11 protein-coding genes and 2 tRNA genes are annotated in these 12194 nt (G+C 73.7%); 7 read left to right on the forward strand and 6 right to left on the reverse strand.

Annotation, left to right across the window (positions count from 1 at the left end; translation table 11 throughout):
* Window positions 1–58: 58 nt before the first annotated feature.
* Complete coding sequence (locus ACFYZS_RS23910) at window positions 59–472, reverse strand: SsgA family sporulation/cell division regulator (RefSeq protein WP_030011909.1); 414 nt, start codon at window positions 470–472, stop codon at window positions 59–61.
* Window positions 473–649: 177 nt separating this feature from the next.
* Here ACFYZS_RS23910 and ACFYZS_RS23915 point away from each other — a divergent pair, with 177 nt between their 5' ends.
* A complete protein-coding gene (locus ACFYZS_RS23915; protein WP_389016030.1) occupies window positions 650–1120 on the forward strand; it encodes a TIGR02611 family protein in 471 nt (156 codons plus the stop codon).
* Between the two features lie 46 nt (window positions 1121–1166).
* A tRNA-Val gene (locus ACFYZS_RS23920) sits at window positions 1167–1238 on the forward strand.
* Between the two features lie 64 nt (window positions 1239–1302).
* Here the strand turns inward: ACFYZS_RS23920 and ACFYZS_RS23925 are convergent.
* Window positions 1303–3669 carry an SCO7613 C-terminal domain-containing membrane protein gene (locus ACFYZS_RS23925; RefSeq protein WP_389016032.1) on the reverse strand — a complete coding sequence of 789 codons (2367 nt, stop codon included), beginning with the start codon at window positions 3667–3669 and terminating at the stop codon, window positions 1303–1305.
* 152 nt (window positions 3670–3821) lie between these two features.
* Between ACFYZS_RS23925 and ACFYZS_RS23930 the strand changes: the two genes are divergently transcribed.
* Window positions 3822–4328, forward strand: coding sequence for an SRPBCC family protein (locus ACFYZS_RS23930; RefSeq protein WP_389016034.1), 507 nt, complete (start codon window positions 3822–3824; stop codon window positions 4326–4328).
* A 39-nt stretch (window positions 4329–4367) separates the two neighbouring features.
* Window positions 4368–4439: transfer RNA gene (locus tag ACFYZS_RS23935), tRNA-Val, on the forward strand.
* Between the two features lie 70 nt (window positions 4440–4509).
* Here ACFYZS_RS23935 and ACFYZS_RS23940 read toward each other — a convergent pair.
* Entirely contained in the window at window positions 4510–5235 is a 726-nt protein-coding gene (locus ACFYZS_RS23940) for a 3'-5' exonuclease (RefSeq protein WP_389016036.1), read from the reverse strand.
* Between the two features lie 231 nt (window positions 5236–5466).
* On the opposite strand from ACFYZS_RS23940, the gene ACFYZS_RS23945 reads away from it, so the two are divergent.
* Window positions 5467–6057 (forward strand): DUF4365 domain-containing protein, encoded by a 591-nt coding sequence (locus tag ACFYZS_RS23945; RefSeq protein ID WP_389016038.1) that lies wholly within the window; start codon window positions 5467–5469, stop codon window positions 6055–6057.
* A complete protein-coding gene (locus ACFYZS_RS23950) occupies window positions 6057–7307 on the forward strand; it encodes a hypothetical protein (protein ID WP_389016041.1) in 1251 nt (416 codons plus the stop codon). The genes ACFYZS_RS23945 and ACFYZS_RS23950 overlap by 1 nt, the downstream gene beginning before the upstream one ends.
* On the opposite strand, the gene ACFYZS_RS23955 is transcribed toward ACFYZS_RS23950, so the two are convergent.
* Together ACFYZS_RS23955 and ACFYZS_RS23960 are read right to left on the reverse strand one after the other, a co-directional pair.
* On the reverse strand, window positions 7304–8875 hold the full coding sequence (locus ACFYZS_RS23955) for a caspase domain-containing protein (protein ID WP_389016044.1): 1572 nt from the start codon (window positions 8873–8875) through the stop codon (window positions 7304–7306). The two genes, ACFYZS_RS23950 and ACFYZS_RS23955, sit on opposite strands and share 4 nt — an antisense overlap.
* Entirely contained in the window at window positions 8872–9210 is a 339-nt protein-coding gene (locus ACFYZS_RS23960; RefSeq protein ID WP_389016047.1) for a hypothetical protein, read from the reverse strand. Before ACFYZS_RS23960 ends, ACFYZS_RS23955 begins: the two co-directional genes overlap by 4 nt.
* Before the next feature lie 248 nt (window positions 9211–9458).
* Here ACFYZS_RS23960 and thrS point away from each other — a divergent pair, with 248 nt between their 5' ends.
* Window positions 9459–11435 carry a threonine--tRNA ligase gene (thrS, locus tag ACFYZS_RS23965; protein ID WP_123515335.1) on the forward strand — a complete coding sequence of 659 codons (1977 nt, stop codon included), beginning with the start codon at window positions 9459–9461 and terminating at the stop codon, window positions 11433–11435.
* A gap of 13 nt (window positions 11436–11448) precedes the next feature.
* Here thrS and ACFYZS_RS23970 read toward each other — a convergent pair whose 3' ends face one another.
* Complete coding sequence (locus ACFYZS_RS23970) at window positions 11449–12141, reverse strand: potassium channel family protein (RefSeq protein ID WP_389016051.1); 693 nt, start codon at window positions 12139–12141, stop codon at window positions 11449–11451.
* Window positions 12142–12194 lie beyond the last annotated feature (53 nt).

The raw sequence follows: 12194 nt of genomic DNA on the forward strand, positions 1-12194 counted from the left end.
TCGGACGGTGCGGAGTGGCCCCCGGCGCGTGCCGGGAGGTGCTCCCTGAGGGTCTGGCTCAGCTTTCGGCCAGGATGTGGGAGAGCTCCTTGTCGAGGTCGAAGTGCCGGTGTTCGGTCCCGGGTGGAACCGCGGCGTCCGTCCGCTTGAGGAACGATTCGAGTGCGCGGGCGGGTGCTTCGAGCAGCGCTTCTCCCTCCGGTGAGCTCAGGGCGATGCAGACGACGCCCTGACCGTGGCTGCGGGACGGCCAGACGCGGACGTCTCCGGTTCCGGTGGGCCGGTGGAGGCCCTCAGCGAGGAGGTCTCGGGCGAAAACCCACTCGACCGTCTCCTCGGCGCCGGTGTGGAAGGTGGCGTGCACGGCGTAGGGATCGGCCGTGTCATACCGCAGGCCCGCCGGGACAGGCAGTGAGGACTCGCTCGACACAACGAGGCGCAGGTGCAGCTCGCAGCTGACCGTGGTGTTCATAAGCGCCAGGGCCTTTCGCTCAGTGTGCGCTCGGGGATTCGCACGTCGGCGAAATCGACATGCCACCTACGGTGCCGTTGTAAACCCCTCTGACCGTTTTGCGGACCTCTGGGTCCCTCGGACGGCGGATCCAAAGCACCATTCACGTGTGCTTCCGGCTCCGGTAGATTCGGGCTCATGAATACGGGGAGTGACCGCGGGACCCAAGGGTCCGCAGCCGAGTCCGGAGTCGAGTCCGCAGCCGACGGCACGACTCAGCAGACCACGGGAGAAGCGCAGCACGTGTCGAAGGCTCCCGCCTTCATCAAGTCGCGCCGCACCCTGCACCTGAGCTGGCAGGTCGGCGTCTTCATCGTCGGCCTCGCCGTGATCGGCGCGGGCGTGGCCATGCTCGTCCTGCCCGGCCCCGGCTGGGTGGCGATCTTCGCGGGCCTGGCGATCTGGGCCACCGAGTTCGCCTGGGCCCACCTGGTGCTGCGCTGGACCAAGCGCAAAGTGACCGAGGCCGCGCAGAAGGCGCTGGACCCCAAGGTCCGGCGCCGCAACCTCATCCTGACCGGCGTCGGCCTCGTGATCGCGGGCGCGCTGATCGGCTTCTACCTGTGGAAGTACGGGCTCACGCTGCCCTGGAACCTCAAGGACCAGTGATGGTCGGGAACCACCGCTGACATGGGGTAATGTTTGCGGTGCGTCCGGGCGATTAGCTCAGTGGGAGAGCACTTCGTTCACACCGAAGGGGTCACTGGTTCGAACCCAGTATCGCCCACCCGGACCAAGGGCCCGGAGACTTCCAGAGTCTCCGGGCCCTTGGCGTTTCCCCACCCCCGCCGCTACCCCAGCCGGCCGAGGGCGTCCCGCAGCCGGCGCGCGTCCCGCAGCCGCTTCTCGTACGTCGCCCCCACCACCAGGAGCAGCAGCCCCGCCAGCGCCGGCGGCAGCCAGCGCGGCAGCGCGTCGACGACCTGGACCACGTACGGGGCCAGCTCGTGCAGGGCCACCGCCGCGAGCGTGGCGCCGCCGAGCAGCAGCGGGGCCTGGAGCCGCCACCGCGCGCCGAGCAGGGTCACCGCCAGCGCCGCCAGGCCCAGCAGCAGCGGCCGCAGCCAGTGCGGATCGCCCCAGGCGGCGAGCAGGCTCGGCAGCAGCGTCGCGCCCAGCCCCGGGCCGTACGCCACCCACGAGGAGGACCGGGCGTCCCGGCGGCGGCGTACGAAGCCCACCGCCAGCGCGGGCAGCGTCACCGGCAGCGTGTACGCCTCCGGGACCTGCACCCCCGAGGCCGCCAGGCGGACCCACGTCGCCGCCAGGAACAGGGCCCCGGCCGCCCAGCCGAGCCCGCGCCGCTCCGGCCGCACCGCCGCGCCCGCGCAGACCACCCCGGCCAGCGCGCACACCAGCGCGGCCCGCGAAGGCTCCCAGGGCAGGCCCGCCAGGAGCAGCGCCACCGCGCCGACCGCACCCGCCGCCACCTCCGCCGGGTGCCGTACCCGGCCCAGCCGCGGACCGGCCGCGGCCACCGCGGCCGGGACCGCCAGCAGCGGCAGCGCCCACCAGGCCACCGCGAGCCCCCACAGCGCCCCCAGGGCCGCCGCCAGGGCCGCCGCGTACCCGACGGCCAGCACCGCCGCGCCGGCCCGTACGGGAAGCGGAGCGGGCCGCCACGAGGCCCCCGCCGCGCAGCCGGCACCCAGCAGCCCGAAGACCGCGAAGGTGGCGGTGCGCCCGTCCAGCGCGGCCACCGACAGGTTCAGCGCCCCCACCGCCGCGCACACCGCGGCCGCGTACCCCGGAGCGCGCCCGAGCCGCAGCGCGCACGCCCCGGCCGCCGCCGTCACCGCCAGCTGGGCCGCGAGCACCGCGGCCACCGGCAGCCCGCACAGCAGCGGCGCCGCGAACAGCCCGGCCCAGCCGAGCACCACCGCGACCGCCCCCGGCTCCGGGCGGGGCAGCACCCGGGCCAGCGCCCCGGCCGCCCCCGCCGCCACCAGCAGGGTCACCGCGGCCGCCGGCCCCGGCCCGTACGCCTCCCGGGAGGGGGTCGTCGCCGCCCACACCTCGCCCAGCACGGCGACCCGGAACCCCAGCGAACCCACCGCCGGGAGCAGCGCCGACAGCGCGGCCAGGGCGGCCACCCCCGCCCCGGCCCGGGTCAGGCCGCGCCGGACCGCGGCCGGCAGCGCGGTCGCCCGTACGGCCGCCAGCAGCGGCAGGGCGAGCAGGAGGAACACCAGTACGGCCCAGTCCCGCGCGAGGGCCGGCCGGACGGTGCCGCCGAGCGCCGCCACCCCCGCGAGGGAGCCGACGACCGAGGCCGCCGTCGCCGAGGGCTCCCGCCAGGCCACCGCGACGCCCAGCGCCGCGCACGCCGCCAGCAGCAGCGCCGGACCGGCCGCCGCCCCCGCCGAACCCGCCGGCGCCATCTCCGACAGCCCGCTCAGCAGCGCCCCCGCCCCCAGGGCGGCCGCGCTCACCACCGCCAGGCCGGACACCGCCGCCCGTGCCCGGACCCCGGGCACCAGCAGGACGAGCGCCGCGTCCAGCGCCGCCGTCGCCAGCAACGCCCAGCCGGTCCCCACCGGCCCCGCCGCCGCGGCCACCGCCGCCAGCGGCAGCGGGAGCTGCGCCGTCAGCACCGCCGCCGGCAGCGGGACCGTCAGCCCCGGCAGCACCCGGGCGTACCCCGCCCACAGGGCCGCCAGCACGGCCGCCGCCCCCGCGGCGTACGCCGTGCCGTCGGTGCCGGGCGCGGCGACCGCGTACACGGCGTACGCGTCCAGCACCGTCAGCAGCAGCCCCACCGCCGCCACCGACTCGGCGGTCGAGCGCAGCCCGCGGCGCAGCAGCAGCGCGGGCGCGCCCAGCGCGGCGGCCGTCACCACGGCCAGCACCGCGCTGCGCCCGGCGATCCCCAGGGACCCCCAGCTGACCAGAGTGAACGCCAGGGCGGCCACCCCGAGCAGCACCGCGCCCAGCGTCAGCAGCACGTTCTGAGCGCCGGGGCCCGAGGCCTCCTTCGGGCGGGCGGGGGACCCGGGCGCGGGCGCGCCCCAGCCGCTCGGCACCGGCAGCCGCAGCAGCCAGTCCCGACGCGCCAGCAAGTACGCACGCCGGGCGTCGAGTTGGGCCAGCTCCCGGTCGATGAGCGCCAGCTCGTGCGGGGGTGACAGGGGTGTGCCCGGTGGTGGTGGAGTCGCCATGCTCCGGAGTGTGGCGCCCGTCACGCCGTCAGGACATGGGTGTGCGTACTCAGATCCGCGCTGAGTACACGGGAGTACGCGCCCGTACCCACGGAAGAGTGGATGCGCGGGAGCGGGTCCCGCGCCCGGACCCGCCGGGCCAGACTGGGGCCATGGACCTCAGCCGCCTGGACCACCTCAGCCGCCTGGACCGCTGGAACCGCTACCGCTTCCGCAGCGTGTGGGACCTCGACGCCCCGCCCGCGCGGGTCTACTCCGTACTGGAGCGGACCGGCGACTACCCGCGCTGGTGGCCCCAGGTCCGCGCGGCCGAGCGGCTCGGCGGCCACAGCGGAGCCCTGCTCATCCGCTCCGTCCTCCCGTACGAGATCCGGATGACCGCCACCGAACTGCTCCGCGATCCCGGCCGCGGCCTCCTGGAGGCGGCCCTGCACGGGGACATCGAGGGCTGGGCGCGGTGGACCGTACGGGCGCGCAGGGGGGCCGGCGGACGCGGGACGCGGGCCCTGTACGAGCAGGAGGTCGAGGTGCGCAGCCCGCTGCTGCGGCGCCTCGCGGTGCCGGTGCGGCCCGCGTTCCGGCTCAACCACGCCCTGATGATGCGGGCCGGACGGCACGCGCTCGAGGCCCGGCTGGCCGCCCCGCCGGAAGCGGTTTGAACCAGACCCCGTGCCTCTTGTATTGTTCAACCCGTTCCCGGGCGATTAGCTCAGCGGGAGAGCACTTCGTTCACACCGAAGGGGTCACTGGTTCGATCCCAGTATCGCCCACCGGGTCAGGCCGGTCCGTCTCACGACGGACCGGCCTTCCGCACGTCCGAGGCCCGTTGCTGCCCTCGGCCTATGCCGCCGCGGGCAGCTCCGGTCGCAGCGGCCAGTGCGGGTCCACCGCCTCCGGCGTCCCCTGCCGCGCGAACCACGCCTGCAGCCCCCGCGCCTGCGCCGCGTGCCACACCGCCTGGAGCGTGTGCAGCTCCGCCGGGGTCAGCCGCTCCAGCCGGGCCGCGAAGCGGCGGCCCACCGCCCGCACGAGCTCCAGCGAGGCCAGCGCGTCCGCCGCCGCGTCGTGCGCGCCCTCCAGCTCTATCCCGTAGTGCGCGCACAGGTCCGTCAGCGTCCGGCGGCCCTTGCGGTACCGGTCCAGGTGCTTGTCCAGCACCCGCGGATCCAGCACCGTCAACGGCCGGTTGTCCAGGTACCGCGCCAGCGACGAGGCCCGGTGCCGGCGCAACTCCCGGTCCAGCAGCGTCAGGTCGAACGGCGCGTTCATCACCACCACCGGCCGGCCCGCCACCAGCTGCTCCCCGAGCGCACGGGCTATCTCCTCGACGACCGGCGCCGGCCAGCGCCCGTTGCGCTGCAGGTGCTCGTCGGTCAGACCGTGCACTTCCGTGGCGCCCGGGGGCACCGGAATGCCGGGATTGACCAGCCAGCGGGTGGAGCGGACCCGGCCGCCCGCACACTCCTGCACGATGAGAGCGGCGGACACGATCCGGTCCTGCTCCACGTCCACCCCGGTCGTCTCCGTGTCGAATGCGGCCAGCGGCCCCTCATACCAGCGCGTCATGGCGAACTCCTCGTTCCCGATCGGCAGTCGGGGTGCACCCGGGCGCCGCCGCCTCGGAACGTGCCACCCCTGCCCGCATCGGTGATACCCGGCCTGTTTGCGCCGTACGCCGTTTGCGGACCTTCCGCTACGGAGACAACTTCCCTGGGGGACCGCACACATGACCGGTCGTCACCCCACCCACCACACCACCCTCATTCGGCAGAGCCCGGAAGGCATGGGGAGCCGGCCATGGCGCTCGCGCAGCCCGAACCGGGCGGGATGCTGCAGGGGCGGACCGATCCGCGGAACACGGACCGGACCGGACCGCTGCGCGGCACGCTCGCCACCACCGCCTGCATGGAGACCCTCCAGGTGGGATACCTGCACGCCGTCGCCGCCGCGGCCGGCTGCTCGCTCTCCCAGCCCTTTCCGGACAACGGCATCGACTGGCAGGTCAACCACGGCGCGCCCGAGCACGTCGTCGACGACGAGGTCACCATCAAGGTGCAGCTGAAGGCGACCTACCAGATACCGCCCAGACCGGCGGGGCCCACCTTCGCCTTCACCCTCGACAACGAGCACCTGGTGAAGCTGGCCCGCACGCCGGTCGCCGTCCACAAGATCCTCGTCGTGATGCTCGTCCCGCGAGAGCGCGACCAGTGGCTCGCCGCCGGCCACGACCGGCTCGACCTGCGGCACTGCTGCTACTGGACCAACCTCGCCGGGCACCCCGTGACCGGCCGGCGCCGGACCACCGTACGGATCCCCACCACGCGGATCTTCGACGACCGGGCGCTGTGCGAGATCATGACCCGGGTCGGGTCGGGAGGGACACCTTGATGCACTGGCACTCACCGCACCTGGAACCGCTGACGTCCCCGTCGGAGTACGGGGACTTCTCCGACTCCGGGACGCCCGATCCCGCGCACGTCGACCCGGCGGTGCTGGGGGCCCTGCTGCACCGGCACGGCTGGCAGCGCCGGGGCGGAGCCGCGGGCCGGTACGGGCGCTGGACGCCGCCGGCCCCGTACGCGGCGGGCGGCGCGGGGGCCAGCCTCCTCGTCCCGGAGAGCCGGGCCTTCCCCGACTGCTCCGACCTGCTGGAGGAGGCGCTGAGCGCCCTCTCGCGCAGCGCGCTGCCGTCCGCGCGGGAGGTGCTGTACGGACTGAGCGTGCCCAGCGACGAGATCCGCTGGGAGCGGCGGATCCCGGAGGGCCCCGAGGGACCGTACGGACCCCGGGGCGCGGCGGCGTGGACGGTGCAGGAGCAGCTCCGCTCGGCCGCCCGGCAGCTCCTGCTGGCCGGGGCCCTCGCGGACCGGGCCAGGGCCGGGTACTACGGGGCCCGCCACCGCGGCCAGGCCGAACGAGCCCTGGACGGGGTGCTGGTGGGGCCGGCCCCCGGCGGGCGGGTGCTCACCGCGTACGTGCCGGTGGACGGCGGGCGGGGCACGATGACCCGGCTGCACCACGCCCTGCACGCGGCCCGGGAGGCCGTGGACTACCGGCGGGCCACCGGCGGCATGGAGGCCCTCGACGCGGCGGTCGAGGCCGGGGTCAGCCGGGAGCTGGCGGACGCGCTGATCGCGCTGGTGCGGGGCTCGGAAGGGGCCCGGATCGCGCTGGCCTGGGCTCCGGCGGCGGGGGTCCCGGCGGGGTGCGCGGCACGTCCCGAGCCGGTGGAGTTCTCCCCCGGGGACCTGCCGGTGCTCCGGGAGGCGGCGGCGCGCTACACCCGGGACGAGCCGGCGGTGCCCGTACGGGTGGCGGGGGCGGTGGTCCGGATGCGGCGCTCGGCGCCGGGCGGCGGGGGCACGATCCGGCTGCGGGTGCTGGCGGGGGCGGAGGTGCCGTACGTACGGGCCGTGCTGGACGAGGAGGCGTACCGGGTGGCGGGCCACGCGCACCTGGTGGGCGTGCCGATCCGGGTGAGCGGGCGGCTCCAGCGCCGGGGCGGGTTCCGGCGGCTGACGGACGCCACCGATGTGAGCCCGGTCCCGCTGGACGAGGTGGAGCGCGACCGCCTGATGAAGTCCCTGGACGAGGCCCTGGACCCCACGGACGTCCTCCCGACGGACGACACCCCCTAGGGGAGGAGCCCGTCGAAGCATGCGGGGTGGCGGGCGCGGAGGTCGGCCATCGCGGGGAGGAAGCGGCGCAGGGCCGAGAGGACCGGGTGGTTCGAGCCCTCGCTCACCGTCATCCGGTCCGATCCGAACCCGAGGGTCGTGGTGTAGGTGACGACGTCCTCACAGATCCCGGCTAGGTCGGTGACGGTCACCACGCGCTCCTCCTTGCGCGAGACGGACAGTGAGAGGGCCGCGAGCCCGGAGTACGGGACCCTCAGGAGGTCTGAGGAGGACCGCACGCACAGGTGCGTGTCGGTGAACACGACGGCGCGCGCCGCTCCGTTTGTGGCGCGGCCCACCAGATGCTCCCCGTCGGCCATGCCGTAGCGCTTCCTCCGCATGGAGAGGAACCAGCGCGGCCGCCAGGTGTCCCGTACGAACGCGAAGCGCTGGAGGAGCAGTGCGAGGCGCAGGGCGTCCGCGAACGTCGTGGGCGGGCGGCGGTGGCGCTCGATGTGGGCCTCCACCTCCGTGAAATCGAACCCGTGGGTCTTGCGGCCCCTTTCGGTCCGGAAGTAGGGCGGGCCCACCTCCGGCCAGCGGTCGGGGTGGGCCACCGCGGCGACGACCTCCGCCAGGCGGGCGTTGACCTCCCCCATGCGGTAGCCGCCGGCCAGGACGGTGGCGAAGGTGGGCCCGTCGGGCCGTGTGGCGGCCCGCGGCGCCGGAGCGGGCCTCGGGGCCGGCCGGTGCTCCGGGGCCGGTTCGGGCTTCGGTTCGGGCTGCTGCTTCGGGGCCGGGGCGGGGGCGGGGGCGGGGGCCGGTTTCGGGGCCGGTGGCACGAAGGCCCGGTTGCGCACGAAGGGGAAGGCTCCCGCCCCCGTCTTGCCGCACTCCTCCGGCAGTGCGAAGCCCGTGGACCGCATCCGCCGGCGGACCTCCGCGTAGAGGTCGCTCAGGCACAGCACCGGCTCCTCGCCCGGTACGCCCTCGCGCGCCGCGGCCAGCAGGAAGCCGGTGAACGCGCTGTTGACGGCCCCCTTGGGAGCCTTGGACGTCCGGTGCCCCGGAGCCGAGGCAAGGGAGTACACGCCCTCGAAGGCGGCCAGCTGGCCCGTCACCAGCCGGGACTCGGCGCTCATGAGGTCGGAGTGCGCCCGGCCGCTGTAGCAGGCGTCCAGGATCACGATCTTGACCTTCGCGCCGGACTGCTTGACGACGCCCGCCAGATGGGAGAACTGCAGGCTGGTCCAATCCTGACCGGGCTCGCTCTCCGTGAGGCTGAGGTGGAGGTCACCAGCGGCGGTCAGCAGTCCGTGGCCGCTGTAGTAGACCAGCAGGACGTCCTGCGCCTGGTCGGCGGCCGCCTGCACCGGCCCCATGACCTCCTGGGCCTTGTGCGGATCGTCCACGAGCCGCACGTCCTCCGCCGCGAAGCCGCCCAGCGTCCGGTCGGTGATGACGTCCCCGAGGTCGCGGATGTTGCGCGCGGAGTGGGGGATCGCGTCGAGGTCGCGCGAGTGGTACGTGGCGCAGCCGATCAGTACGGCGCGTGCGGACGCGAACGGCGGGAAGAAGGGCCCGTTCACCGACCGTCCAGCTCGCGCACGATCCGTACGGCCACCTCGTCCGGGTCCTGGAGCCGGGAGGCGTCGATCTCCACTTCCTTCTCCCCGCTGCGCACGCGGATGCGCACCTGCCGGCGCCGCACGCCGGCCCAGGTACCGACGGAGGCGGCCACGGCGGTGAGCACGCCCTGCGGTTCGAGCAGCAGATGGAGGGCCTCCGTGACCGGGCCCATGTCACCGTCGCCGGGCGGCGCGGCCTGGGCGGTGATCGTGACCCGCCCGAGCTCCCGGTCCTGCCGCAGCCACTGTTCCAGCCGGCGCAGCTCCTCGCCCGCCTCGTCGCCGATCAAACCCACCCGCACGATCATGGAGTACCCCCGAGGAGTCGCAACTCGCAGGCCGCACATGCTAGTCACGGGCGGCGGTCGCCGACGGTGAAATCGAGGAGAGTCACCGGTGGCGCCGGGGACCGCTCCACCCGGCCGTGACCGGGACGCCCCCGGCGGGGCGGGGAACAACAACCGTTTCGCGACGCGGCCCCTCGGCTCGGTACGATTCATACGCGCAGCGTTCGCTTGCGCGCCCCCTGAGTCAGGAGAGACCGGTGTCAGACGTCCGTGTGATCATCCAACGCGATTCCGAGCGGGACGAGCGCGTGGTGGCCACGGGCACTACGGCGGCCGAGCTCTTCGCCGGCGAGCGCACCATCGTCGCCGCGCGCGTCGCGGGTGAGCTGAAGGACCTCTCGTACGAGGTGAAGGACGGCGAGACCGTCGAGCCGGTGGAGATCTCCTCCGAGGACGGCCTGAACATCCTGCGCCACTCGACCGCGCACGTCATGGCGCAGGCCGTGCAGGAGCTGTTCCCCGAGGCCAAGCTCGGCATCGGCCCGCCGGTCCGGGACGGCTTCTACTACGACTTCGACGTGGCCCGGCCCTTCACCCCGGAGGACCTGAAGGCCGTCGAGAAGAAGATGCAGGAGATCCAGAAGCGCGGCCAGCGCTTCTCCCGCCGCGTCGTCACCGACGAGGCGGCCCGCGAGGAGCTCGCCGACGAGCCGTACAAGCTGGAGCTCATCGGCATCAAGGGTTCGGCCTCGACCGACGACGGCGCGAACGTCGAGGTGGGCGGCGGCGAGCTGACCATCTACGACAACCTCGACGCCAAGACCGGCGAGCTGTGCTGGAAGGACCTCTGCCGCGGTCCCCACCTGCCCACCACCCGCAACATCCCGGCGTTCAAGCTGATGCGCAACGCGGCCGCCTACTGGCGCGGCAGCGAGAAGAACCCGATGCTCCAGCGCATCTACGGCACCGCCTGGCCGTCGAAGGAAGAGCTCAAGGCCCACCTCGACTTCCTCGCGGAGGCCGAGAAGCGCGACCACCGCAAGCTCGGCAACGAGCTGGACCTCTTCTCCGTCCCGGACGAGATCGGCTCCGGCCTCGCCGTCTTCCACCCGCGCGGCGGCATCATCCGCCGGACCATGGAGGACTACTCGCGCCGCCGGCACGAGGAGGAGGGCTACGAGTTCGTCTACTCCCCGCACGCCACCAAGGGCGCGCTCTTCGAGAAGAGCGGTCACCTGGACTGGTACGCGGAGGGCATGTACCCCCCCATGCAGCTCGACGGTGGTACCGACTACTACCTCAAGCCCATGAACTGCCCGATGCACAACCTGATCTTCGACGCGCGCGGCCGCTCGTACCGCGAGCTCCCGCTGCGCCTGTTCGAGTTCGGCACCGTGTACCGGTACGAGAAGTCGGGCGTCGTGCACGGCCTGACCCGCGCCCGCGGGTTCACCCAGGACGACGCGCACATCTACTGCACCCGTGAGCAGATGGCCGAGGAGCTCGACCGCACCCTCACCTTCGTGCTGAACCTGCTCCGCGACTACGGTCTGACCGACTTCTACCTGGAGCTGTCGACCAAGGACCCGGAGAAGTTCGTCGGCTCGGACGAGGTCTGGGAGGAGGCCACCGCCGTCCTCCAGCAGGTCGCCGAGAAGCAGGGCCTCCCGCTGACCCCCGACCCGGGCGGCGCGGCCTTCTACGGTCCGAAGATCTCCGTGCAGGCGCGCGACGCCATCGGCCGTACCTGGCAGATGTCGACCGTGCAGCTGGACTTCAACCTGCCGGAGCGGTTCAACCTGGAGTACACCGCCCCGGACGGCTCCCGCCAGCGCCCGGTCATGATCCACCGTGCGCTGTTCGGCTCCATCGAGCGGTTCTTCGCCGTGCTGCTCGAGCACTACGCGGGCGCCATGCCGCCGTGGCTGGCCCCGGTCCAGGCCGTCGGCATCCCGATCGGCGACGGGCACGTGGAGTACCTGCAGGAGTTCGCCGCCGAGGCGAAGAAGAAGGGCCTGCGGGTCGAGGTGGACGCCTCTTCCGACCGCATGCAGAAGAAGATCCGCAACCACCAGAAGCTCAAGGTCCCGTTCATGATCATCGTCGGTGACGAGGACATGGCCGCGGGCACCGTCTCCTTCCGCTACCGCGACGGTTCGCAGGAGAACGGCATCGCCAAGGACGAGGCCCTGGCCAAGCTGGCCAAGGTCGTCGAGGACCGCGTCCAGGTCTGACCGGCGCAGCGGCTCACTGAGGGGCCCCCGGAGAGCTTCCGCTCTCCGGGGGCCCCTCTTCGCCCTCCCGGCGGAAGACCTGGATCAGCCAGGACGAGAAGGAACCCGTCACGGCGCCCAGCAGGCCCAGGCCGAAGGTCATCAGCCCGATCGCGATCAGCCGCCCCCGCGCCGTCACCGGGGCCACGTCGCCGTAGCCGACGGTCGTCAGCGTCTGGCACACGCACCACACCGCGTCCCAGAACGTCCGGATCGGGGACTGCGGGTCCGTGTGCTCGACGTGGTACATGCCGAGCGAGCCGGAGAAGCCGAGCAGCACCGACGAGAGACCGGCGTACGTGATCACGCGCGGGTAGAGGCTGCGGCGCGGGCGGTCGTGGTGCTTGGCCTGGATGGCGTCGTGGACCTTGACCATGCGCAGCGGCCGCAGCGTCGGCAGCAGGACGACCAGGGCGTCCAGCCAGTGCAGGCGGATGAAGCGGCGCGGCCGCTGGCGGCTGAGGACCAGCCGCACCAGGAAGTCCACGATGAAGCAGAGCCAGGTCACCAGGAGCACGACGCTCGCGATGTCCCGCCAGAGGGAGTGGGCGTCGTTGGCCAGGACGCGGACCGCGTACCCGGCGAGGAAGACCAGTGAGGCGTAGAACAGGGGCAGCTCGGTACGGCGCTCCCAGGCGGCGTCTCGGGTCTCGGCTTGTTCGCGCATGGGCTCAGCATCGCGGCCCCGCCACCCGTCTTCGCCCCGGCGACACGCCCTCC

It is taken from the genome of Streptomyces sp. NPDC001903 (genome assembly GCF_042891345.1).
Classification (GTDB): domain Bacteria; phylum Actinomycetota; class Actinomycetes; order Streptomycetales; family Streptomycetaceae; genus Streptomyces.